A 22,286-nucleotide genomic window follows, 5' to 3' on the forward strand; every position below is an offset into this window, starting at 1 on the left:
CCGGTCACCAGACCGGGATGTACAGCAAGAAGGCCAGCACGACGGCGATGCCGCCGAGCAGCACCGGGTTGCGCCACCAGACCTTGTCGGCGGCCAGCACCGCGTCGCCCGAGGTCGAGGTGCCGGCGAGGCCGTAGACGAGGCCGCGCAGGTCGTCCTCCGGCTTGGGGCGGGTGACCAGCGTGACGATCACCGCGACCACGACGGCGGTGCCGAACGCGAGGCCCGCGCCCCAGAAGCTCTCCTCGAGGTCGGAGTTGAACTTCACGACGTCGGCCAGGTAGAGCAGGTAGAGGGTGAGCGACGACAGCGTGCCGAGCAGCAGCGACCAGAAGCCGGCCCAGGCCGACATCCGCTTCCAGAACATGCCGACGATGAACGTCGCGAACAACGGGGCGTTGATCAGGGAGAACAGCGCCTGGATGTAGTTCATGATGTTGTCGTAGCCGGCCGCGATGAACGCGGTGCCGATGCTGATGATGATGCCGGCGACGGTCGCGATCCGGCCGACCCGCAGGTAGTAGTCGTCGGAGCGGCCCTTGCGCACGTACGACTGCCACAGGTCGTAGGTGAACACGGTGTTGAAGCCGCTGACGTTCGCCGCCATGCCGGCCATGAACGAGGCGACCAGGCCGGTCACCGCGACGCCGAGGACGCCGTTGGGCAGCAGGTCGCGCATCAGCAGCGGGATCGAGTTGTTGTACGTGAGGTCGCCGGTCTTCGCGCCGAGCCCCTTGACGGTGACGATGGCGATCAGGCCGGGGATCACCGTGATGATCGGGATGATGAGCTTGGGGAAGGCGCCGATGATGGGCGTACGCCGGGCCGCGCTCATGTCCTTGGCCGACAGCGCCCGCTGCACCTCGGCGAAGTTCGTGGTCCAGTAGCCGAACGAGAGCACGAAGCCGAGGCCGAAGACGATGCCGATCCAGTTGGCGCCCAGCGGGTTGTCCGAGCCGGCCGTGCCCTGCCAGGTGTGCAGCGCCGCGTCGCCGAGCTTGCTGTCGCGGACGGCGTCGAACAGGCCGTTGATGCCGCCGACCTTGACGAGGCCGACGATGGTGATCGGCAGCAGACCCGCGATGATCACGAAGAACTGCAGCACCTCGTTGTAGATGGCCGAGGAGAGCCCGCCGATCGTGATGTACGTGAGCACGATCGCGGCGCCGACGACGATGGAGGCCCACAGCGGCCAGCCGAGCAGCGCGTCGAGGATGAGGGCCAGCGCGTACAGGTTGACGCCGGCGATCAGCACCTGGGCGATGGCGAAGATCGACGCGTTGAGCAGGTGGGTGGGGCGGTTGAAGCGCAGCCGCAGGAACTCCGGGACGCTGCGCACCTTGGAGCCGTAGTAGAAGGGCATCATCACGATGCCGAGGAAGACCATCGCCGGTACGGCGCCGATCCAGTAGTAGTGCAGGGTCATCAGGCCGTACTGGGCGCCGTTCGCGGCCATGCCGATGATCTCCAGCGCCCCCAGGTTGGCGGAGACGAACGCGAGCCCGGTCACCCAGGCGGGCATCGACCGGCCGGAGAGGAAGAAGTCGGCGCTGGTGCTGATGGCTCTGCGGGCGGCGAAGCCGATGCCCAGGACCGTCGCGAAGTAGATGACGAGGATGAGGTAGTCGAATACGTCAAGGTCGAGCCTGACTCCGGGCCCGGCAGCCGCGAACACGCCCATGGCACCTCCTGTGCAGTCGGTCGGCGCTTACCCGAGCTGAAGATCCTTCACACCTCTCTGTTTCCGGCAGGTAAATGGGACGCACGCCTTCCGCCCGGCCGTCGCCCACGATCGAATGGCATGGATGTCTAGCTCGCCTGCGAAAGGCCGTCCAACCGCCCCGCCCGCCACCCCTGACCGGAATGAGGTCCCTCCATGCCCTTTGCCTTACCGCGCGTTCTCCTTGCCTGTCTTGTCGCGATAGTCGCGGCTCCCTCGCCGGCTCAGGCCTCGCCGGGCGGACGGCCGTACGTCCGCGGCTCCGAGACCGTGCCCGTCTACGACTACGCCGACGCGGTCCGCGAGAGCGTCTGGGTGCAGACGCCGGACGACGCCGACGAGGACGGCGTGCCCGACCGCGTGGCCGTCGACCTCGTGCGGCCGCACACCGGACCGGGCGTCAAGGTGCCGGTGATCATGGATGCCTCGCCCTACTACTCGTGCTGCGGCCGGGGCAACGAGGGCGAGCTCAAGGAGTACGACGAGAACGGCGTCATCACCAAGGCGCCGCTGTTCTACGACAACTACTTCGTCCCCCGCGGGTACGCCTTCGCCGCGGTCGACCTCACCGGCACGAACCGCTCCACCGGCTGCGAGGACGTCGGCGGCCCGCACGAGGTGGCCGGCGCGAAGGCGGTCGTCGACTGGCTGAACGGCCGGGCTCCCGCCTTCGGCGCGGACGGCTCACCGGTGTCGGCGGCGGCGTGGACCACCGGGAAGGTCGGCATGATCGGCAAGTCCTGGGACGGGTCGATCGCCAACGGCGTGGCCGCGACGGGCGTCCGGGGGCTGGAGACGATCGTGCCCATCTCCGCGATCTCCAGCTGGTACGACTACATGCGCTACAACGGCTCCCTGCGCGCCTCCGGCTACCCGAACTACCTGCAGTCCGTGGTGAGCGACCGGATCGCACAGTGCGCCGCGGTGACCGAGTCCCTGGCCCGGGACAGCGCGGACGAGACCGGTGACTACAACGCGTTCTGGCGAGCCCGCGACTACCGCCCCTCGGCGTCGAAGGTGCGCGCGAGCGTGTTCGTGGTGCACGGCGTCAACGACCTGAACGTCACGACCACCCAATTCGCGCGCTGGTGGGACGAGCTCGCGGACGCGGGCGTGCCGCGCAAGATCTGGCTGCACCAGACCGGGCACGTCGACCCGTTCGACGTGCGGCGCGGCGCGTGGGTCGACACCCTGCACCGCTGGTTCGACCGCTGGCTGCAGGGCCTGCGCAACGGCATCGACCGGGAGCCGCGCGCGACGGTCGAGACGGCGCCGGGGACCTTCACCGACGCCCGCGACTGGCCGCTGCCCGGCACCCGCCCGGTGACGGTACGGCTCGGCTCCGGGACGGCCTCGTACACCGACGTCTCGCTCACCGAGGACGAGGCGGTCGCCGATCCGGCCGCCGACGTGCCGGGACGACTGGCGCTGCGGTACGGGCCACTGACCGCGCCGCTGCGCATCTCGGGCTCACCCTCGGTGCGGCTGCGCGTCCGCGTGGACCGGCCGACGACCCAGCTCACGGCCCGCCTCGTGGACTACGGCACGGCCACGCGTGTGCAGTACGACCGGGGTGAGGGCGTACGGACGCTGGAGACCGAGTCGTGCTGGGGCGAGTCGACGGCCGCGGACGACGCCTGCTACTTCGACGTCGCCGAGCGGGTGGCGACAACGGACCACTCGGTGCTGACCCGCGGCTGGCAGGACGCCGCCCACCATGTGTCGCTGCGGTTCACCACGCCGCTGCGGCCGGACCGGTGGTACTCGATCACCGTGCCGCTCAACGCGTACGACCTGACCGTGCCGGCCGGGCACACGCTGGGCCTGATCCTGACCCAGAGCGATCCGGAGTTCACCGAGGCGCCGAACACCGGTGCCACCGTCGAGGTGGATCTCGCGCGGAGCTCGCTCACCCTGCCGGTCACCGGACGTGCCGCGCTGAAGCCGTCCTCCGCCGCGCCGTCCACGAGAAACGGCCTGACCGCGGAATCCCGGACGCGGCGTCAGCTGCCCAACCGATAGGTGTTCATCTATAGTCCGAACCTATGCGGACGTTGTCCTTTGTGTTCGGTCTTGTGCTAACCGCCTCTCCTCTGGCCGTGCCCTCACCGGCACAGGCCGCGACGAACTGGACCGTGACCGGGCCGGGTGGCACCGTCGCCGCCCGGCTCGGCCTCGACGACGCCGGCCGGCTGAGCTTCGGGGTCGACCGTGGCGGCGCCGCGGTGCTCGCCCCGGCCCCGATCGGCATCACCACCACCGCCGCCGACCTCAGCGGCGGGCTGGCCTTCACCTCACAGAGCAGCCGTACGGTGCACGAGCGCTACACCCGCACCACCGGCAAGCAGCTGAAACGGGACGTGACGCTCACCGAGTCGACGTTCTCGTTCACCGGCACGGGCGGGGCGCGGCTCGACGTGGCCGTCCGGGTGTCCGCCGAGGGAGCCGCGTACCGGTACGTGCTGCCGTCCGGCGGCGAGGTCACCGGAGAGGCGTCGTCGTGGACGCTGCCGGCCGACGCGCCCGCGTGGCTGCTGCCGTACTCGCCGAACTACGAGGGAATTCGCACAGAAACCACCGCGGGGTCGGCCGCCGCCGGCGACTACGGCTTCCCGTCGCTGTTCCAGGTGGGCACCGGCACGTACGCGCTGCTCACCGAGTCCGACGTGGACGGGCGGTACGACGGCGCCCGGCTCACCCATGACGCCGGCTCGGGGGCGTACCGGATCAAGCTGGCCGACCCGCGCATCGCCGCGGCCGACCGGCTGGCGACGCCCTGGCGGGTCGCGGTCGTCGGCGACCTCGCCACGGTCACCGGCTCGATGCTCGCCGACGACCTGGCCCCGCCCTCGAAGCTCACCGACACGTCCTGGGTGCGCCCCGGCACGGTCGCCTGGTCCTGGCTGTCGGAGCACAGCAGCCCGTCCGATCCCGTACGCCAGAAGCAGTACATCGATTTCGCGGCGCGCAACGGATGGCCGTACGTGCTCATCGACGAAGGCTGGAGCGCCGACTGGGTGCCCGAGGTGACCCGTTACGCCCGCGCCCGTGGCGTCGACGTGCTCCTCTGGCTGCATTGGACGAGCCTCGACACCGAGCAGGAACGCGACGCCAAGCTGCCACAGTTCCGCGCGTGGGGCGTCGCCGGCATCAAGGTCGACTTCATGGACTCGGACAGTCAGGCCCGCTTCCGCTGGTACGACGACATCCTCGCGGCCACGGCGGCCCAGCACCTGATGGTCAACTTCCACGGCGCGACGATCCCGCGCGGGATCCAGCGCACGTGGCCGCACGTGATGACGCTCGAGGCGATCCGCGGCGCGGAGCAGTTCCGGACCCGGGCGGCCACGAACACCATGTTCCCGTACACCCGGAACGTCGTCGGCGGGATGGACTACACGCCGGTGACCTGGGCGGTGACCGACCGGGACACCACCGACGCGCATGAGGTCGCGCTGGCGCTGGTGTACGAGTCCGGCTGGAACCACCTCGCCGACAAGCCCGAGACGTACGAGGCACACCCCGAGGCACTGCGGACGCTGAGCCAGCTGCCGACCACCTGGGACGAGACGCGGCTGCTCGCCGGCGCACCGGGCCGCGAGACCGTCGTCGCCCGGCGCCACGGCGACCGCTGGTTCGTCGGCGGCATCTCGGCGGTCCCCGCCCACACCGTCTCGGCGCAGCTCGACTTCCTGGGCAGCGGCCGCTATCTCGCCGAGACGCTGCGCGACGGCGACCACGGGCTGGTCCGGGAGAGCCGGATCGTCCGGCGCGGGGACACCCTGGCGGTCCCGGAGCCGGCGAACGGCGGGTTCGTGACGGTGCTGTGCGCGTACACCGGCTCGGCGACCTGCGACGAGCCGATCCGGCACGTGCCGGCCACCACCCTGACCCTCGATCCGTCCACGGCGGACGTCCACCCGGGAGAGTCGGTGACGGTCAAGGCCGTCTTCACGCTGCCGGCCGGCGGTCCGATCACCGGCGTACGGCTGGCGCCCCGCGCACCGGAGGGCTGGACGGTCAGCGGCCCGGTGGTGACGGACGAGCGGATGCGTGGCGGCGACTCACTGAGCGGCACCTGGACGTTCCACGCCGGCGCGGACGTGCCGGACGGCCGGGCGGACCTGCCGGTCGCCGCGGAGTTCACCTTCACCGGCGACCCGGGCTCACCCGACGCGCCGGGCAAGCGCCCGGTCCACGTCGAGGAAGCGGTCCGCGCGCTGGTGCCGCCGCAGAACCCGAGCGGCAACCCCGCGGTCAGCGACCTCCCGTTCCTGTCCGAGAGCAACGGGTACGGCCCGGTCGAGCGTGACCGGTCCAACGGCGAGGACGGGGCCGGCGACGGCAAGCCGCTCACCATCCGGGGCACCGTTCACCCGAAGGGACTGGGGATGCACGCGCCGGGCGAGGTGACGATCTGGACCGGCGGCGCCTGCACCCGTTTCTCGGCGGTCGTCGGCATCGACGACGAGGTGACGCAGTCGGGCTCGGTCGACTTCCAGGTGTTCGGCGACGACGGGCGCCTGCTGGCCGCGAGCGGGGTGCGGCGCAGCGCCGACCCGGCCCTGCCGCTCACCGCGGACCTCACCGGCGTCCGGGTCCTGACCCTGCGCGCCACCGACGGCGGGGACGGCAAGAACTTCGACCACGCCGACTGGGCGGACGCCGCTCTCAGCTGCGGTTCCTGACCAGCGCCTCGACGCCGTCCAGGAGGCGGGCCAGGCCGTACTCGAAGGCCTGGTCCCCGCCCTCGGTGGCGGCACCGGCCAGCGCCGCGGTCAGCTGCGGGAAGCGCTCACCGTGCTCCCGCAGCACCGCGGCGATGGCCGTGCTCATCTCCGCCTCGCCGAGCCGGGCGGCGGCCTGCTGCGCGAGCATCCGGGCGTGCCCGGCGAGCACCGCGATGGTGTCCAGCCGTTCGGCGCCGCTGAGCGGGAGCTCCGCGACGGCGGCCAGCGCGACCTCCATCCAGCCCATCTCGTACGGTCCCAGCGGCCGCCGCCCCACCGTGGCCTCGATCGTCCACGGGTGCGCGAGGTAGCGGCCGAGCAGCAGCCGCGACCATTCCTCCAGGGCGGCGCGCCAGCCGGACGCCGAGAGCGCGGGCGGCTCGCCGATGGCCCGTTCCACCATGACTGCGATCAGCTCCGCCTTGCCGGGCACGTACCGGTACAGCGACATCTTCGTGTAGCCGCGGTCGGCGGCCACCCGCTGCATGGACACGGCGGCGAGCCCCTCGGCGTCGGCCACCGCGATGCCGGCGTCGGCGATGCCCTCCAGCGTCAGGGCCGGCTTCGGCCCGCGGGTCGGCCGCGCCCGGCCACCCCACAGGAATTCGACCGACATCCGACCTCCTCTTGCGCCCGCCCTGGAACTGTCTCTACCGTACACAGAAATAACTGATTCCTACGGACACAGTTTGGGGGCCGTCATGGCCACGACCGTTCTGATCTCCGGCGCGAGCATCGCCGGGCCCGCGCTCGCCTACTGGCTCGCGCATCACGGCTTCCGGCCGACCGTCGTCGAGATCGCCCCCGCGTTGCGTACGGGCGGCAACGCCGTCGACTACCGCGGGCCCGTGCACCTCGGGCTGCTCGAGCGGATGGGCGTCCTCGACCGGCTGCGGGAGGTGCAGACCGGCGGAACCGCGATGCGCTTCGTGGACGCGGACGGCCGGTGCCTGATGGAGATGCCGGCCGACTTCGCGGGCGGCGAGCTGGAGGTGCTGCGCGGCGACCTGTCCCGCATCCTGTGCGAGGCGAGCGGCGACCACACCGAGTGGATCTTCGGAGACACGGTCACCGCGCTCGCAGAGACCGGCACCGGCGTCGACGTGACGTTTCGCAGCGGCACGCGCCGCACGTTCGACCTGGTCATCGGCGCCGACGGCGTGCACTCCACGGTGCGGCGGCTGGCCTTCGGGCCGGAACGCGACCACGTGCGCCACCTCGGCTACTACGTGGCCGGCTGGGACATGCCCAACCATCTGGACCTGGGCCGCGACACGCTCAACTACAACGTGCCGGGGCGCCTGGCGGCCATCGGCGGCGACCACCGGGATCCCGCCCGGGCCGGGGCGTTCGTCGCCTTCTCGTCGCCGGCCGAGATCGCGTACGACCGGCACGACCTCGCCGCGCAGAAGCGGATCGTGCGCGAGCGCTTCGCCGGGCTGGGCTGGGAGGTCCCGCGCATGCTCGACGCCCTCGACGCCGCGGACGACCTCTACTTCGACGCGATCTGCCGGGTGGACGTACGCCCGTGGTCGCGCGGGAGGATCGCGCTGGTGGGGGACGCGGCGTGCGGCGCCACGATCGGCGGGATGGGCAACGGCACCGCGCTCGTGGCCGCGTACGTCCTGGCGGGCGAGCTCGCCGCGGCCGGCGGCGACCACACCGTGGCGTTCAGCCGCTACGAGGCCCTGATCGGCGACTTCGCCCGGCGGGCGCAGAAGGGCGGCGACTCCACCGGGCGGTTCCTGGCGCCGCGCACCGCCCGCGGCATCCGCATGCGCAACTGGCTGCAGAACCGGGCGTGGTTCATGCGCCTCACCATGCGGATCGCGGGCGAGCGCAGCGCCGGGATCGTCCTGCCCTCCTACGCCGGCCCCACCGGGGTCAGCGCAGCTTCTCCACCGCTTCGGGGGTGAGCTCGCCCAGGTCGTGGACGACGAGGCTCGCGAGCGCCAGCGCGTCCTCGGCGGGCGGGTAGACGCCGTGGGGAACCGCGATGACCGCGAGCCCCGCGGCGCCCGCCGAGCGAAGGCCGTTGCTGGAGTCCTCGACCGCGGCGCACGCCTCGGGCGCGACGCCCAGGCGCTCGGCCGCTGCCAGGTAGACGTCCGGCGCCGGCTTGCCGCGTGGAACCTCCTCGGTGGACAGCGTGACCCGGAACGCGTCCATGAGCCCGGCCGTCTCCAGCACCTGGTCGATCAGCAGCCGGGCCGACGAGCTCGCCAGGGCCAGCGGGAACCGGTCCGCCAGCCGGCGCACGGCCGCCACCGAGCCCGGGATCAGCGGAAGCGCCTCCCGGTAACGCTGTGCCATCCGGCCGAGCACATCGGACGCCACCTGCTCCGGGGCGCGCGGCACGCCGACGTCCTCGCTCAGGTGCCGGGACCACTCGCCGGTGCTCATCCCCATCATCCGGGTCTGGGTGTCGGGCAGGAACTCCCGGCCGTGCTCGGCGACGTAGCCGCGCCGGACCTCCTCCCAGACCTCCTCGGTGTCGATGATGACCCCGTCCAGGTCGAAGACGACCGCCTCGATCGTCACAGCGCCTCGACCGCCGGCATGACCTGGGTACGCAGGATCTCGATCTTGCCGAGGTCGGTCACACCGGCGACCATGCCGTGGCCCACGGTGACGCCGAGGGCGGCGAGGTGGGTCAGCGTGGCGACGATCTCGTCCACCTTCTCGCCCTTCTCCCCCGGGTCCAGCTGCACCAGCGCGGTCTTCTCGATGTCGTCGTAGTCGCGCCCCTCCGTCTCGCAGTGCTGCCGCAGCACCTCGAGCTTCCGCTCGATCTCCGGACCGGCGAAGAGGTTGCACGCGTCGGCATATTTCGCGACCAGGCGCAGGGTCTTCTTCTCACCCCCGCCGCCGATGAGGATCGGCGGATGCGGCCGGGACAGCGGCTGCGGGGAGTTGAGCAGGCGGCCCAGGCGGTAGTGCCCGCCCTCGTACGCCTCCTCCTCGCCGTGGAACATCCGCAGGCAGATCTGCAGCGTCTCCTCCAGCCGCTCGAACCGCTCGGCGGTCGGCGGGAAGAACAGGCCGAGACCCGCCGACTCCTCGGCGTTCCACGCCGCGCCGATCCCGAGCATCGCCCGCCCTCCGGAGAGCACGTCGAGCGTGGTCACGGCCTTGGCCAGCAGCCCGGGATCGCGGTACGTCACGCCGGTGACCAGCGTGTGCAGCTTGGCCCGCCGGGTGTGCGCGGCCAGGAAACCGAGCACCGTGTACGCCTCGAGCATCTCGTGCTCCGGCGGGCCCAGGACGCCGATCTGCCACAGGTGGTCCATGACGCTGATCCGGTCGAAGCCGGCCTCGTCGGCCGCGGCGGCGACCTCGGCGAGCTGCGGCCCCAGCCGCGGCGCACCCCCGGACCAGGTGAAGTCGGCGATGTGCAGACCCAGTTTCACGAGGGTTCCTCTCCACGGGCGAATCCCACCAGAACCCTACTGCGGCACCCCGGCCCGCCGCCGGACAAGTGACGGTCCGTAGTGGAGGGCGCAACCGGCTGAACCGGTTCACCGTCCGAATGGTTCGCACCTGCGGAGTTGACGCACCGTAGTTCCTCGGTAAGTTGTTGGCGGTCCCGACCATCCCGCCCCCGCAAGGCCGCCGCCGAGGAGCCACCGCCATGCCTCCCTCGCCGCGACGCGTGACGCCGTCCCACGCCGCGTTGTCACCAACCGTGACCGTCGTCATTCCCGCCCTGAACGAGGAGGACAACCTCCCGCTCGTGCTCGAGAACCTGCCCGCGCTGGTCGACGAGGTGGTCGTCGTGGACGGCCGCTCCGACGACGACACCGTGGCGGTCGCCCGCGAGGTACGCCCCGACGCGGTCGTCGTCCGGCAGACCCGCTCGGGCAAGGGCAACGCGCTCGCCTGCGGTTTCGCGGCCGCGTCCGGCGACATCGTGGTGACCGTCAACGCCGACGGCTCCGCGGACCCCGGGGAGATCCCGCGCTTCGTCGACGCGCTGCTGTCCGGCGCCGAGGCGGCCCACGGGTCGCGCTTCCGGTACGGCGGCGACCACCGGGACGCGCTGCCCGGCGAGCGGCTCGGGCACACCGTGCTGAGCCGCGTCGTCAACCTGCTGTTCCGCACCCGGTTCACGGATCTCAGCTGCGGCTACAACGCGTACTGGCGAGAATTGTTGCCGGTGCTGGACCTCCCCGGCCCGGACGTGCCCGGGCTCAAGCGCGGACGCCGGGCGTGGGGCGACGGGCCGGAGATCGAGACGCTGATCACGGTCCGGATGGCCACCCGCGGTCTGCGCGTCGTCGAGGTCGCGACGGTGGGTTACCCCCGCATCCACGGCGACCGGCCGCGCCGGCCGTGGCCCGCCGCGTGGCGGATCCTGCGGACCATCGTCACCGAATACTCCCGGCGCTGGCGTCGTGCCCCCGTTCTGCCGGCACGCCGGTCGCCCGCACCCGAGGCGGCGGTGACCGGACGGCACTCCAGCCGCCACGCGGTGCCGCCGCCCCCTCGGGTCCGTCGCCGTTCCAACCTGCGCGTCATCCGCGGCGAGGGCCGCGACGAGCCACCGCGCTACGGGGCGGTCCCGGGCGAGAACTACCGCTGAGCGCGCTCGCGCAGCCGGGGCAGGATCTCCTCGCCGTACACGCGCAGGAACCTGTCCTGGTCCGGGCCCGGCGCGTGGAACACCAGGTGCTTGAAGCCCATGTCGAGGTACTCGGCGACCTTGGCGGCGTGCTCCTCGGGGTCCGCCGAGACGATCCAGCGGGTCACCGTCCGGTCGACCGACAGCGCGTCGGCCCGGCGCTGCATCTCAATCGGGTCCTCGACGCCGGTCTTCTCCTCCGGTGAGAGCGCCAGCGCACCCCAGTAGTGGGTGTCGTTGCGCGCCTTCTCGAGGTCCGGGTCGAACGACACCTTGACCTCGATCATCAGGTCCAGGTCGTCGAGCGAGCGGCCCGCCTTGCCCGCGCCCTCGCGCACCGCCGGCAGCAGCGTGTCGGTGTACAGCTCGTGGCCCTTGCCGCTGGTGGTGATGAAGCCGTCCGCGACCCGCCCCGCGAGCCGGGTGGCGGCCGGGCCGGAGGCGCCGATGTAGATGGGCACCGGCTGCTCGGGCTTGTCGTAGATCGTCGCGACCTCGGTGCGGTAGTACGTGCCCTCGTACGTCACCCGGTCCTCGGTCCAGAGCTGCCGGATCAGCGCCACGGCCTCCTTGAGCCGGGCGAACCGCTCCTTGCCCTCGGGCCAGGTCAGGCCCAGCGGCACCTCGTTGAGCGACTCCCCCGACCCGACGCCGAGGATCACCCGGCCCGGCGCCAGGCAGCCGAGCGTGGCGAACGCCTGCGCGATCACGGCGGGGTGGTAGCGGAACGTCGGGGTCAGCACGCTGGTGCCGATCAGCACGCGCTCCGTGCTGGTGGCCAGGGCGCCGAGCCACGGCAGCGCGGCGGGGGCGTGCCCGCCGTCGTGCCGCCACGGCTGCAGGTGGTCGCTGACGAACACGGAGTCGAAACCGTTCCGCTCGGCCTCGATGCCGTAGCGGAGCAGCTCGCGCGGCGCGAACTGCTCCGCCGATGCCTTGTACCCGAACCGAATCATGGTCCGACCCTATCCCGCGGCCCGGTACGCCTTACCCGCCTCGGTCGGGGTGCTCGCGTCCCTGTAGAGGCCGAAATCCACGCTGTCGCCGACGGCGGGCAGGCCGAACCAGGCGTAGCGCTCGACGTACGACCGGGACTCCATGCCCTTGGTGCTGCCCTTGATGAACGCGACCTCCTGCGCCGCGCTCGGGTACTTCGGGCTCCCGGAGAAGTTGATCAGGCCGTACTCGGTGATCCAGATCGGCAGGCCGTACTTCCTGTGCACGGCGTCGACGTAGCCGAGGAACTGCCCGGACGCTGCCGAGCTGAAGTCGGAGCCGTACCAGTGCAGCGTGATGAAGTCGACCCGCAGGCCCTTGGCCTTCGCGCCCTTCATGAACCGGTCCAGCCAGCCGCCCGAGGTGTCGGCGCCGTACGCGACCGCCGGGCTGCCCAGCCGCATCCCGGTCGCCTGGAGCCGGGGCCACGCGGCGAGGGCGTCCTCGACGCTCATGTTCGCCTGCCCGGCCATGTCCGGCTCGTTGAAGCCGAGCAGCACGTCGCCCTCGCGCTTGACCTTGGCGAGCGTGGCGTCGGTGACGTTGGCCTTGCCCCACACCATCGGGACGAACTCGACGTCCGCGGGCCCCGGCATGCTGTCGTTGTCAGCCGACCAGTTGTAGTACCAGCCCGCGCCGACGTCGGTCAGCGCGCCCTTGATGCCGGCGAACTGCCACGTGCCGACGCCCTTCTTCGCGCTGGTCCCGGTCGGCGGTACGGGAACCGGCGCCTTGGTCTTCTTCTTCGTCGGCGACGGCTTGGCCGACGCCGACGTGGCACTGGGTGTCGGCTTCGCGGAGGCGGGCAGGGTCAGCCGCGGCGCCGGTGCGGTCGTGGTGACGATCGCCGCGCTCGCGACGGGCTTGTCGTCGGTGGCGTAGACCGCCACGGCCGCGCCCCCACCGGCCACCGTCCCGGTCGCCAGCACCGCGGTGAGCACCCGGCGCCCGATGCCGACCGTGCCCTTGACCGCGATCTTCGTCGCCAGCGCCTTGCCGGAGCCGGCCGCCACGTGCGCGCCGGCCACGGTGTGCGCCCCGCCGGCCGCGCCGCCCAGCCCGGCCAGGCCGCCGCCGAGCGTGTGCGGCAGCGGGACCAGCGCCATGCCGACCAGGAGCTTCTCCGCCGCCACCAGCCCCGACCAGGCCGGCGAGCACTGCCGGCAGTCACGGGTGTGCCGGGCGATGCGCTTGCGCCACAGCGCGCCCGGGCGCCCGTCCCAGCCGGCGGTGACCACCGCGAGCTCCGGGCACGGCGGGGTCGCGGCCAGGGCCCGGACCACCACGCGGGCGGTCTCCAGCTGGCCCTTCATCCGCTGGATGCGGACGGCCGCGTGCTGACGGGTGACCTCGATCGCGTCGACGATCTCGTCGCGGGTCAGCTCCCCCGAGGCCTCCAGCCACCACAGCGACAGCAGTTCGCGGTTGTCCTCGTCCAGCCACCGGGTCGCCTCGGCGGTCTCGCGCCGCTGGCCGGCGAGCTCCAGCCGGGTGATCGCCAGATCGGTGAAATCGGCGCCCGGGTCCCGGACATCATCGGGCAGCAGCGCGTCCGGCGCGGCGCGGCGCACCCGGTAGCGCTCGCGGACCTGACGCACGGTGATCGCCACGAGCCAGGACCGGAACGCCTCCGGGTCGCGCAGGTCGCCCAGGTTGCGCAGCACCCGCAGCATCGTGTCCTGCACGACGTCGTCGACGTCGGCGTGCCCGTCCAGGGCCCGGCCCACGATCGTGTAGACGAGCGGCAGGTACCCGGCGACGAGGCGGTCGACCGCGGCCGGGTCACCGGCGCGGGCCGCCACCACCGTCGCGGTGTCCGGTTGAGCCATCACTGTTTCGCAGACCTCTCCGTGGAACGTCGATCATCGCGCGCGGCAGCGATTTTGCCGACCACGGGAAGGGAGACCGCCCGAACGGCCTGCGATAACAGGAAGTTCGGACGGCCGGTCCCGGACCTCCTCCGGGCGACGCCTTTCACACTCACGGTTAGCCGGGCCCCTTGCCGGGGAACATTCGGGTCACGGCACCGGACGACGGGCGAGCGGCGGAGGAGGTCCGAGCCCCATGCGTATCTCGCTCCACCTGAACCTGCCCCGCGAGGCGGACAGTGTGCCCGCGGTACGGCGACTGCTGCGGTGCGCGCTCGCGGTGCTGCACGTCGACCGGCAGTCGGGCGAGGATCTGGAGATCGCCCTGAGCGAGGCGTGCGCCAACGTCGTCAAGCACGCCGCCGGCGCGGACACCATCGAGGTACGCCTCGACGTGGCCGAGGACCGCTGCGCGATCGACGTGGCCGACAACGGCGACGGCTTCGACGCCGACGCGGTGGCCGAGCCGGACACGGTCAGCGACCGGGGTCGCGGCCTGTTTCTGATCAAGGCGCTGAGCGACAACGTCCGGATGCAGTCCACCCCGCGCCGGGGCAGCCTGATCCACTTCGAGAAGTCCTTCGCCGCGGCCCCGTAGCCCGCTCCCGCTCCCGCGACGCCGTGGCCGTTCGGCCCGGTGTGGGGCCGTCGTGCCCGTTTCCTATCATTCTTGCTCTACAGCAAATATCGCCGTTTCCCCGGAGGGGCGTCGTGTCCGACCGTCCGACACCTGTGGGAGCGCTGCTGCGTGCGGCGCCGCCCGACCGGCTGCCCGAGGTGGCAGCCGAACACCTGCGCCGCCACCACGGCGCCGGCCGGGTCGAGGTGCTGCTCGGCGATCTCACCCTCACCGGCCTGCGCCCGCTGCTGGAGCCGGCCGGCCCGGCCGGCGACGCGCTCGCCGCCCGGTGCTTCGGCAGCCAGCGCCCCGTCGTCGGTGACACGTCCGGCAGCCGGTACGCGTACCTGCCGTTGAGCGTCTGGGGCGAGCGGCTCGGCGTGCTGTCCGTGCACACGTCGCTCCCCGCGGGCGCGGCGCTCACCGATCAGCTCAGCACCGTCGCCGACGAGCTCGCGGTGGCGTTGCGGGCCGCCGGCGCGGTCACCGACCGGTACCGGCGGGCCACCCGGCTGCAGCGCCTCACCATGGCCGCCGAGCTGCAGTGGGAGCTGCTGCCCGGCCGCTCCCTCGGTGACGAGCGGTTCCTCGTGGCGGGTCAGCTCGAACCGGCGTACGCGGTCTTCGGCGACCACTTCGACTGGGTGCTCGACGGCGACCGGCTCACCGTCACGGTGCTCAACGGGTACGGCGACGGCCTCGATGCCGCGGTGCTCACCACGGTCGCGGTCAACGCCATGCGCAACGCCCGCCGGGCCGGCGCCAACATCGTCGAGCAGGCCGAGCTGGCCTCCGACGCGCTGTACGCCCGCTACGGCGGCGCCGCGCACGCCGCCACCCTGCTGCTGGAGATCGACCTCGTCGGCGGCCGCGTCGAGGCCGTCGACGCCGGATCGCCCCGCGCCGTCATCGCCCGGGAACGCGACTTCCACCCCGTCACCCTCGAGCAGCAGCTGCCGCTGGGCATGTTCGGCGACAGCCGCTACGAGACCCAGCGCTTCCTGCTCGAGCCCGGCGACCGGCTGCTCGTGGTCAGCGACGGCGTGCACGCCGCCACACCGGGCGGCCGGGCCCCGTACGGGGAGTCGGCTATGCTGGCCGCCTTGCGCCGGACGCGGCTGCAGCCCGCGACCGAGGCAGTGGGCACGGTGATGCGCGGCCTGCGCGACTACCACGCGGGAACGGACCCGGCCGACGACGCCGTCACCGTCTGCCTCGACTGGCGACGATGAGGCTTGGCAACACCGCCGAATGGGTACGGCTCGCAACGCACTGAACCTTTCTGCGTACAGAGGACCGGCATGGAGCGCGTCATGGACGTCGCGGCTGCGGTGGAGTCGACGGTGGAGTCGTTGCTGGGCATCTTCGAGAGCGCCCGGCTGGCCCAGTCGCCGGCCGTGCCGCCGGCCCAGCTGCGCGTGCTGACGATCATCAGCCGCAACGAGCACACGAACATGAGCCGCCTCGCGGAGGCGCTGCAGGTGGTGCCGTCGTCGGCGAGCCGCCTGTGCGACCGGCTGGAGGCGACCGGCCTGCTCCGCCGCGTGCCCGACCCGCGGGACCGGCGCGAGGTGCGGCTGCTGCCCACCCCGGCCGCCGACCGCCTGCTGCAGGAGCTGCGGGAGCGCCGGCAGGCCGCTCTGGCCGAGGTGCTCGAGCGGATGAACCCGGCCCGGCGGACCGAGCTCGTCCGGGCCCTCACGGCGTTCGACTCCGCGGCGGTCGCCCTCGCCGCCGGGGACAGCGACGGGCTGCGTACGGCCTGACGGCTGCCCGCGCGCGCTGCGGTACGGTCCCCCGATGCGCATCGGCATCGTGATCCTTCCGGACGACCGCTGGTCCGTGGCCCGGCACCGGTGGCGCCGCGCGGAGGAGTACGGCTTCGACCACGCCTGGACGTACGACCACCTCGGCTGGCGCGACCTCGTCGACGGGCCGTGGTTCGACGCCGTGCCGACCCTGACCGCCGCGGCGACGGTGACCAGCCGCATCGGCCTCGGTACGTTCGTGGCGTCGCCGAACTTCCGCCATCCCGTGCACTTCGCCCGCGAGCTGACCGCCGTGGACGACATCTCCGACGGCCGTCTGCTGCTGGGGGTGGGTGCCGGCGGTACGGGCTTCGACGCGGACGTGCTCGGCGGCCCGGCGTTGACGCCCCGGCAGCGCGTCGACCGTTTCGCGGAGTTCCTCGAGCTGCTCGCCCGGCTGTTGCGGGAGGACCACGTCTCGTACGAGGGCGACCATTACCGGGCGGTGGACGCGCGGACGCTGCCGGGTCCGATTCAGCAGCCCCGGCCCCCGCTGCTCGTCGCGGCGAACGGGCCCCGCGCGCTCGCGCTGGCCGCCCGGTACGGCGACGGCTGGGTCACCACGGGCGGGCAGGGCCTGGACGACGCGGACGCCTGGTGGCATTCCGTCCGCGAGGTGAGCGCCCGCTTCGACGCGGCAGTGGAGAAGGGCGGCCGTACGGTTCCGCGGCGCATTCTGAACCTGGACTCCTCGCCGGTGTACTCACTGAGCAGTCCGGATGCGTTCGAGGACGCGGTGGGCCGTGCGCGGGAGCTCGGATTCACCGACGTGCTGTCGCATTGGCCACGGGCCTCGAGCTGGTACGCCGGCGACGAGAAGGTGCTGGAAAGTGTGGCGCCGATGCTGCAGCGGCTGCGGGCATCGTGAAGCGCGGGGCCGAAAGGGCCGGAAATCTTACGAGTACAGGACTTTCTGCGTAGGACCCGGGCCGGCGGTTTCGTGCCCGGCGGGCGAGGGCTTTGCGCCGGATCCGCAGCACACCGGCAATAGCCCTTCCGGTGAGCGCCGCCGATAACGCACCGCGGGGCGGGCGGACAGACGATTCCCCACCGGTCGGCCTCGCGGCCGGCCGATGGGGAATCACTCGCTCAACGCCCGTGTGCCGCCCGGTACGCGCTGCTGACGCTCGCCGGGATGCGGCCCCGTTCGGAGATCTGGTGGCCGTTGCGGGCCGCCCACTCCCGGATGAGCCTGTTCTCATCGCGGCTTCCCGCCGTGCGCGCAGGCGCCGGACGGGCAGTGCCACGCCCCGATCCGGAACGGCCGATTCGCGTACCCGCATTGATGAACGGATCCAGGGCCTTGCGCAGCTTGCCGGCATTGGCCTCGGACAGATCGATGGTGTACGCCGTGCCGTCGAGACTGAACTCGACCGTACGATCGGCCGGCTTTCCGTCGAGGTCGTCGATGAGGGTGGTGATTACCTGCCGCGCCATAACGACTCCTGAGGGGAAATCCGAAGAACCGGGGTCAGTCTGGCGTGTCCGGCGCGGTGCGCGCAACAGTTCTCCCGGATTTCACAGCATATCGCGCACGCCGGGCAATAATCGGGGCGTGGGCCTCACTAAATGCAACCACGCTATTCCACGCGGCTGTACCTATTCACGACGGTCGAGGCCCCGCGGGCGGCCCGCGCGCCGGTCCGGCCCGGGTGCCGCCGGTGAATGGCGCCCCGCGGCGAGGTGCAAAACCCCGGTGGGCGGAGGGCCTCCCGGGCCGTTAGGGTCGTCGCCATGGACGCCGACGACGACCGTGCCGCCCCGCACGCGAGCGACCGGCGCACCGGTGGGCCGGACGCCGGCTGGCACGAACAGCGCCGGCAGGCCGTCGCCGGCCACGCCGCCGCGCTCGACGCCGCCCGGGCTGCCGAGGCGGGCCGGGCCGCGGAACTGCTGGCGGGTTTTGTCCGGCGCGCCGCCGAGGCGGGACTCCCCCCGGGCCCGCTGCGGGCGGTGTCGTTCGACGGCCGGTCCACGTACCGCACCTCGCTGCGCGGCTGGTATCTGAAGGCCAACCGGTCCGTGGCCGTGGGCGAGGACGGCCAGTACTACGTCCTGAACGTGCCCTCGTCGCTACGGGCCCGGTTCTCGGGCGCCGACGTGCAGCCCAGCACCCCCCGGCTGGTGGTCGGCGCGGGTGGCGGCGACGGCGAGACCATCCCCCTGGCGGACCTGCTGGACCGCCGGCTGACCGCAGGAGTCGTCTGGCCGTGAGCCTCCGTTCCACGACCCGGCGCCGCGTCCTGGCGAGCCTCACCGCCGCCGTCGCGATGGGCGCCACGGCCCTCACCGGGCCCGTCGCCTCCGCACCCGCCGCGGCCGCTCCGCGCACGGCCGGGACGCGCGCGGCCGAGAAGCAGGCGGCCGTGACGTCGGCCCAGGCGGCCCGGGCCGCGACCGTTGCCTGCCCGAAGCCGGACGTGAAGCCGCCGCCCGGCCGGCCGCCGCGGCCGACCCCGCCCAAGGACGACCCGGTGCTGCGGGCCGTCGGCGGCGACGCGCTGGCCACCGACGGGCTCGTCGTCCCGCAGGGCGCGCGGCGGCCACCGGCGCTGACAGCCACCAGCTGGCTGGTCGCCGACCTCGACACCGGCGAGGTGCTCGGCGGGTGCGGGCCGCACGTGTACGGCACCCCGGCCAGCGTGCAGAAGATGCTGCTCGCCGCCACGGTCATGGACAAGCTCGACCCGAAGAAGACGATCACGGTCACCGACGGCGACCTGGCGATCGAACCGGGCAGCTCGGCGGTCGGCCTGCTCAAGGGCGGCAAGTACACGATCGCGACGCTGTGGCTCGGGCTGCTGCTGAACTCCGGCAACGAGGCCGCCAACGCGCTCGCCCGGCTCGGCGGCGGCAAAGGCGGCGTCCCGGCCACGGTGGCGGCCATGAACGCCGAGGCGAAGCGGCTGGGCGCGTACCAGACGCACGCGGTTACCCCCTCCGGCCTGGACGGGCCCGGGCAGTTCACCAGCGCGTACGACCTCGCGCTCATCGCCCGCAAGTGCTTCGCCAACGCCGACTTCCGCCGGTACGCGCTGACCCGCAACACCCAGATCCCCGCCCAGAAGCACCTGAAGAAGGGCGGGTTCCAGATCCAGAACGAGAACAAGCTGATCTTCAACTACCCGGGTGCGCTCGGCGGCAAGACCGGCTTCACCAAGCTCGCCCGGCACAGCTACGTCGGCGCGGCGCAGCGCGGCGGACGGCGGCTGGTGGCGACGCTGCTCGGCGCGGAGGCCAGCCCGCTGCGCGGGTGGCAGCAGGGCGCGGCCCTGCTGGACTGGGGTTTCTCGCTGCCCAAGGACGCGTCGGTCGGCAAGCTGGTCGAACCGGACGGCAAGGACGCGAAGGGTACGGCCGCAGACACGGAAGCCGCCCCCGCGGGCCCCGCCCCGGGCGGCACCCACCGCGCGGCACCGGCCGCCGCCCGGACCGCCTCCACGCCCGGCCTCTCCCTGGGTGCGGCCGCCGCCATCGCGGTGATCCTGGCCGGCACCCCGCTGCTGCTGCTCCTCACCCAGCGGCGCCGGCACCGCGTCCGCCGCCGGCCGCGGAACCGCCCGCAGGCCTCCTGACGCGGGGGCTACGCCACGAGCAGGCCGACGACCCAGATCACCGCGATGCCGAGCGCCGCGGCGAGCTCGACCAGCATCGACAGCCCCACCGCGGTGAGCGCCTGACGGGTCGACGGCCACGCCGCGCCCGGGCCGAGGCGGGCCCGTTCGGCGAGGAACAGGCCGAGCACGAAGCCCAGCACCAGGCCCACCACCGGCACCACGAAGAAGCCCACCACGCCCAGCAGCCCACCGGCGATCAGCGAGGAGGTGGGCACGCCGGTGCTCTTGAGGCGGCGGCCGGGCCACAGGTACTTGACGACCGTGCCGCCGACGGCCACGAGCGTCGCGAGGGCCAGAACCACCCACCGCGCCCCGCCCGCGTCGCCCAGCAGCGCCCACAGCAGCACCGCCGCCCAGCACAGCAGCAGCCCCGGCAGGACCGGGATCAGCACGCCGAGGACGCCGACCGTCATCGCGATCCCCGCGATGAGGGTGACGGTCGTACCGGTGTCGGAGAGATCCATGTGACCACCCTGCCGCAGCCGGGCCACAACCCTCAACCGCAGCGCCGTCCGGCCGATGGACACTCAGCGTCGCCGACCGCGGCGACGAGGTGAACCGAGGAGGTGGGTATGGCGCGCAGTGTCCTGGCCGTCGGTGCCCGCCCCGGGGATCTGGAGTCCGGTTGCGCCGGCACCCTCGCCGCGCACCGAGCGGCCGGCGATTCGGTGACCATGCTGGTGCTGTCCTGCGACGGTGCCGACGATCCGGGTACGCGGCACACGGAAGCCGCCGCCCGCACGCTGGACTGCCTGCTCGTGTGGGGCCCGGAGGCGGCCGAGCGCCGCCGGGGCCCGGAGCGCCGGGGTCAGGTCCGGGGCACCGGCGACCGCCGGCTGCGCCGAACCCCGCCCGGAGAGGGCTGGGACGGTGCCGCGATCGCCGCGATCGAGAACGTGCTCACCGGGGTGGACGCCGACGTGATCTATGTGCCCGCCCCCGGCGACCCGGACGCCGAGCGCCGGGCCGCGGCCGTCGCCACGCTCTCCGCGGCGCGGCACAGCGCCCGGATATTGCACTACGCCGGCGAGTCCGCCGCCCGCTTCGACCCGACGGTGTTCGTCGACATCACCGCGTACCTGGACCGCAAGCTCGCCGTGGTCACCGACCCGGAGCTGGCCACCGCGACGGCCCGGCACCTGGGTGCCCGGGCCCGGGTCCGCTACGCCGAGGCGTTCGTCCCCGAGCGCTTCGTCTGGGACGTCGCCGGCGCCCGCTGACGAAGCAACCGCGCAGCAACGTTCCGCAACCGGAACCTGTACCCGCAGTCACCCAGAGTTTCCCCTTGTCAGCCGGTGCCGCCCACCAGCCACGGGCCACCGACAACAACCGGGGGAAACGACATGACCAGCACCATGACGACCGCTGCCGACTGCGACGCCGCCGACACGACCGCCGTGCCGGCCCTGTCCGCCGCCGAGCAGGAGGAGCTGATCCGTACGCACATGCCGCTGGTCGGCCACCTCGTGCGTGACATGCTCACCCGCATCCCGAACCACATCCACCGCGACGACCTGACCAGCGCCGGACTGCACGCGCTCGTCACCGCGGCCCGTGGCTGGGACCCCGAGCGCGGCATCCCCTTCCACCGCTTCGCGACGACGCGCATCCGCGGCGCGATCCTCGACGAGCTGCGTTCGCTGGACTGGGCCACCCGCTCGGTGCGCAGCAAGGCCCGCGCCACCGACACCACCCGGCAGAACCTCACCACCACGCTCGGGCGTACGCCGACGACCGAAGAGCTGGCGCAGGCGCTGGGCACCACCACCACGGACCTGCACCAGACCGACAACGACGTGCAGCGCGCCACCGTCCTGTCGCTGCAGGGCTTCACCACCAGCAGCGCCGACGACCTGGTCACCGAGCGCACGCCGGGGCCGGAGGAGATGCTGATCCGCCGCGAGCAGATCGGCTACCTGCACCACGCGATCGGCTCGCTGCCGGAGCGGCTGCAGCTCGTCATCACCGAGTACTTCCTCAAGGAGCGCCCGATGGCGGACATCGCCGCCGAGCTGGGCGTCACCGAGAGCCGCATCTCGCAGCTGCGCGCCGAGGCGCTGTCGCTGCTCAAGGACGGCATCAACACGCACCTCGACCCGCACCTGGCGCCGGTGCCGGAGAACCCGGAGAGCATCACGGCGCGCCGCCGGGCGAGCTACTACGCGTCGATCGCCGGCAACACGAACATGCACTCGCGGCTGGCCCTGACCAACGCGCACGGGCTCAGCCCGTACGCCAAGGGTGCCGCGTGACGCTTCAGCGGTGACGAGGGGGCCGGCGCGCACAGCGCCGGCCCCCTCGCGCGTC

General features: G+C 72.7%; 20 protein-coding genes. 12 read left to right on the forward strand and 8 right to left on the reverse strand.

Annotated elements, in window-relative coordinates; genetic code table 11:
* Positions 1 to 4: 4 nt before the first annotated feature.
* A complete protein-coding gene (locus IT780_RS23015; protein ID WP_199513687.1) occupies positions 5 to 1,681 on the reverse strand; it encodes a sodium:solute symporter family protein in 1,677 nt (558 codons plus the stop codon).
* A 195-nt stretch (positions 1,682 to 1,876) separates the two neighbouring features.
* On the opposite strand from IT780_RS23015, the gene IT780_RS23020 reads away from it, so the two are divergent.
* Complete coding sequence (locus IT780_RS23020; protein WP_199513688.1) at positions 1,877 to 3,742, forward strand: Xaa-Pro dipeptidyl-peptidase; 1,866 nt, start codon at positions 1,877 to 1,879, stop codon at positions 3,740 to 3,742.
* 77 nt (positions 3,743 to 3,819) lie between these two features.
* Positions 3,820 to 6,408, forward strand: coding sequence for an NPCBM/NEW2 domain-containing protein (locus IT780_RS23025; RefSeq protein WP_307831321.1), 2,589 nt, complete (start codon positions 3,820 to 3,822; stop codon positions 6,406 to 6,408).
* Here the strand turns inward: IT780_RS23025 and IT780_RS23030 are convergent.
* Positions 6,392 to 7,066 carry a TetR/AcrR family transcriptional regulator gene (locus tag IT780_RS23030; RefSeq protein WP_199513690.1) on the reverse strand — a complete coding sequence of 225 codons (675 nt, stop codon included), beginning with the start codon at positions 7,064 to 7,066 and terminating at the stop codon, positions 6,392 to 6,394. The genes IT780_RS23025 and IT780_RS23030 overlap by 17 nt on opposite strands.
* An 85-nt stretch (positions 7,067 to 7,151) precedes the next feature.
* Here IT780_RS23030 and IT780_RS23035 point away from each other — a divergent pair, with 85 nt between their 5' ends.
* Positions 7,152 to 8,366, forward strand: coding sequence for an FAD-dependent monooxygenase (locus IT780_RS23035; RefSeq protein ID WP_199513691.1), 1,215 nt, complete (start codon positions 7,152 to 7,154; stop codon positions 8,364 to 8,366).
* Here the strand turns inward: IT780_RS23035 and IT780_RS23040 are convergent.
* Entirely contained in the window at positions 8,335 to 8,991 is a 657-nt protein-coding gene (locus IT780_RS23040; RefSeq protein WP_199513692.1) for an HAD family hydrolase, read from the reverse strand. The two genes, IT780_RS23035 and IT780_RS23040, sit on opposite strands and share 32 nt — an antisense overlap.
* Complete coding sequence (locus tag IT780_RS23045; protein WP_199513693.1) at positions 8,988 to 9,860, reverse strand: LLM class F420-dependent oxidoreductase; 873 nt, start codon at positions 9,858 to 9,860, stop codon at positions 8,988 to 8,990. The genes IT780_RS23040 and IT780_RS23045 overlap by 4 nt, the downstream gene beginning before the upstream one ends.
* Positions 9,861 to 10,081: 221 nt before the next feature.
* Here IT780_RS23045 and IT780_RS23050 point away from each other — a divergent pair, with 221 nt between their 5' ends.
* On the forward strand, positions 10,082 to 11,032 hold the full coding sequence (locus tag IT780_RS23050; protein ID WP_199513694.1) for a glycosyltransferase family 2 protein: 951 nt from the start codon (positions 10,082 to 10,084) through the stop codon (positions 11,030 to 11,032).
* Here IT780_RS23050 and fgd read toward each other — a convergent pair.
* Both fgd and IT780_RS23060 read right to left on the reverse strand, forming a co-directional pair.
* Positions 11,023 to 12,027, reverse strand: coding sequence for a glucose-6-phosphate dehydrogenase (coenzyme-F420) (gene fgd / locus IT780_RS23055; RefSeq protein WP_199513695.1), 1,005 nt, complete (start codon positions 12,025 to 12,027; stop codon positions 11,023 to 11,025). The genes IT780_RS23050 and fgd overlap by 10 nt on opposite strands.
* A 9-nt stretch (positions 12,028 to 12,036) precedes the next feature.
* A complete protein-coding gene (locus IT780_RS23060; protein WP_233413309.1) occupies positions 12,037 to 13,896 on the reverse strand; it encodes a sigma-70 family RNA polymerase sigma factor in 1,860 nt (619 codons plus the stop codon).
* A gap of 235 nt (positions 13,897 to 14,131) precedes the next feature.
* Between IT780_RS23060 and IT780_RS23065 the strand changes: the two genes are divergently transcribed.
* The 4 genes from IT780_RS23065 to IT780_RS23080 all read left to right on the forward strand — a co-directional run bounded on the left by IT780_RS23065 (position 14,132) and on the right by IT780_RS23080 (position 17,230).
* Complete coding sequence (locus IT780_RS23065) at positions 14,132 to 14,533, forward strand: ATP-binding protein (RefSeq protein ID WP_199513697.1); 402 nt, start codon at positions 14,132 to 14,134, stop codon at positions 14,531 to 14,533.
* A gap of 113 nt (positions 14,534 to 14,646) precedes the next feature.
* Entirely contained in the window at positions 14,647 to 15,786 is a 1,140-nt protein-coding gene (locus tag IT780_RS23070; RefSeq protein WP_307831322.1) for a PP2C family protein-serine/threonine phosphatase, read from the forward strand.
* A 69-nt stretch (positions 15,787 to 15,855) separates the two neighbouring features.
* On the forward strand, positions 15,856 to 16,320 hold the full coding sequence (locus tag IT780_RS23075; RefSeq protein WP_199513698.1) for a MarR family transcriptional regulator: 465 nt from the start codon (positions 15,856 to 15,858) through the stop codon (positions 16,318 to 16,320).
* Positions 16,321 to 16,354: 34 nt separating this feature from the next.
* A complete protein-coding gene (locus IT780_RS23080) occupies positions 16,355 to 17,230 on the forward strand; it encodes an LLM class flavin-dependent oxidoreductase (protein ID WP_199513699.1) in 876 nt (291 codons plus the stop codon).
* 221 nt (positions 17,231 to 17,451) lie between these two features.
* On the opposite strand, the gene IT780_RS23085 is transcribed toward IT780_RS23080, so the two are convergent.
* Complete coding sequence (locus IT780_RS23085) at positions 17,452 to 17,799, reverse strand: histone-like nucleoid-structuring protein Lsr2 (RefSeq protein WP_199513700.1); 348 nt, start codon at positions 17,797 to 17,799, stop codon at positions 17,452 to 17,454.
* A 297-nt stretch (positions 17,800 to 18,096) separates the two neighbouring features.
* Between IT780_RS23085 and IT780_RS23090 the strand changes: the two genes are divergently transcribed.
* On the forward strand, positions 18,097 to 18,576 hold the full coding sequence (locus tag IT780_RS23090; RefSeq protein WP_199513701.1) for a hypothetical protein: 480 nt from the start codon (positions 18,097 to 18,099) through the stop codon (positions 18,574 to 18,576).
* 56 nt (positions 18,577 to 18,632) lie between these two features.
* On the forward strand, positions 18,633 to 19,937 hold the full coding sequence (locus tag IT780_RS23095; protein ID WP_199513765.1) for a D-alanyl-D-alanine carboxypeptidase family protein: 1,305 nt from the start codon (positions 18,633 to 18,635) through the stop codon (positions 19,935 to 19,937).
* A gap of 8 nt (positions 19,938 to 19,945) precedes the next feature.
* Here IT780_RS23095 and IT780_RS23100 read toward each other — a convergent pair whose 3' ends face one another.
* Positions 19,946 to 20,443 (reverse strand): DUF456 domain-containing protein, encoded by a 498-nt coding sequence (locus IT780_RS23100; RefSeq protein WP_199513702.1) that lies wholly within the window; start codon positions 20,441 to 20,443, stop codon positions 19,946 to 19,948.
* Positions 20,444 to 20,551: 108 nt separating this feature from the next.
* Between IT780_RS23100 and IT780_RS23105 the strand changes: the two genes are divergently transcribed.
* Together IT780_RS23105 and IT780_RS23110 are read left to right on the forward strand one after the other, a co-directional pair.
* Entirely contained in the window at positions 20,552 to 21,199 is a 648-nt protein-coding gene (locus IT780_RS23105; protein WP_199513703.1) for a PIG-L deacetylase family protein, read from the forward strand.
* A 123-nt stretch (positions 21,200 to 21,322) separates the two neighbouring features.
* Positions 21,323 to 22,231, forward strand: coding sequence for a sigma-70 family RNA polymerase sigma factor (locus tag IT780_RS23110; protein WP_199513704.1), 909 nt, complete (start codon positions 21,323 to 21,325; stop codon positions 22,229 to 22,231).
* Positions 22,232 to 22,286: the final 55 nt, after the last annotated feature.

The organism is Nucisporomicrobium flavum (genome assembly GCF_016464385.1).
Classification (GTDB): domain Bacteria; phylum Actinomycetota; class Actinomycetes; order Mycobacteriales; family Micromonosporaceae; genus Actinoplanes; species Actinoplanes flavus_A.

What these genes read in the sequence shown, in the direction of transcription:
- IT780_RS23015 (WP_199513687.1), bottom strand. Translation starts at nt 1,681, where the DNA reads ATGGGCGTGTTCGCGGCTGCCGGGCCCGGAGTCAGGCTCGACCTTGAC.
- IT780_RS23020 (WP_199513688.1), top strand. Translation starts at nt 1,877, where the DNA reads ATGCCCTTTGCCTTACCGCGCGTTCTCCTTGCCTGTCTTGTCGCGATA.
- IT780_RS23030 (WP_199513690.1), bottom strand. Translation starts at nt 7,066, where the DNA reads ATGTCGGTCGAATTCCTGTGGGGTGGCCGGGCGCGGCCGACCCGCGGG.
- IT780_RS23035 (WP_199513691.1), top strand. Translation starts at nt 7,152, where the DNA reads ATGGCCACGACCGTTCTGATCTCCGGCGCGAGCATCGCCGGGCCCGCG.
- IT780_RS23050 (WP_199513694.1), top strand. Translation starts at nt 10,082, where the DNA reads ATGCCTCCCTCGCCGCGACGCGTGACGCCGTCCCACGCCGCGTTGTCA.
- fgd (WP_199513695.1), bottom strand. Translation starts at nt 12,027, where the DNA reads ATGATTCGGTTCGGGTACAAGGCATCGGCGGAGCAGTTCGCGCCGCGC.
- IT780_RS23060 (WP_233413309.1), bottom strand. Translation starts at nt 13,896, where the DNA reads ATGGCTCAACCGGACACCGCGACGGTGGTGGCGGCCCGCGCCGGTGAC.
- IT780_RS23065 (WP_199513697.1), top strand. Translation starts at nt 14,132, where the DNA reads ATGCGTATCTCGCTCCACCTGAACCTGCCCCGCGAGGCGGACAGTGTG.
- IT780_RS23075 (WP_199513698.1), top strand. Translation starts at nt 15,856, where the DNA reads ATGGAGCGCGTCATGGACGTCGCGGCTGCGGTGGAGTCGACGGTGGAG.
- IT780_RS23080 (WP_199513699.1), top strand. Translation starts at nt 16,355, where the DNA reads ATGCGCATCGGCATCGTGATCCTTCCGGACGACCGCTGGTCCGTGGCC.
- IT780_RS23085 (WP_199513700.1), bottom strand. Translation starts at nt 17,799, where the DNA reads ATGGCGCGGCAGGTAATCACCACCCTCATCGACGACCTCGACGGAAAG.
- IT780_RS23090 (WP_199513701.1), top strand. Translation starts at nt 18,097, where the DNA reads ATGGACGCCGACGACGACCGTGCCGCCCCGCACGCGAGCGACCGGCGC.
- IT780_RS23095 (WP_199513765.1), top strand. Translation starts at nt 18,633, where the DNA reads ATGGGCGCCACGGCCCTCACCGGGCCCGTCGCCTCCGCACCCGCCGCG.
- IT780_RS23100 (WP_199513702.1), bottom strand. Translation starts at nt 20,443, where the DNA reads ATGGATCTCTCCGACACCGGTACGACCGTCACCCTCATCGCGGGGATC.
- IT780_RS23105 (WP_199513703.1), top strand. Translation starts at nt 20,552, where the DNA reads ATGGCGCGCAGTGTCCTGGCCGTCGGTGCCCGCCCCGGGGATCTGGAG.
- IT780_RS23110 (WP_199513704.1), top strand. Translation starts at nt 21,323, where the DNA reads ATGACCAGCACCATGACGACCGCTGCCGACTGCGACGCCGCCGACACG.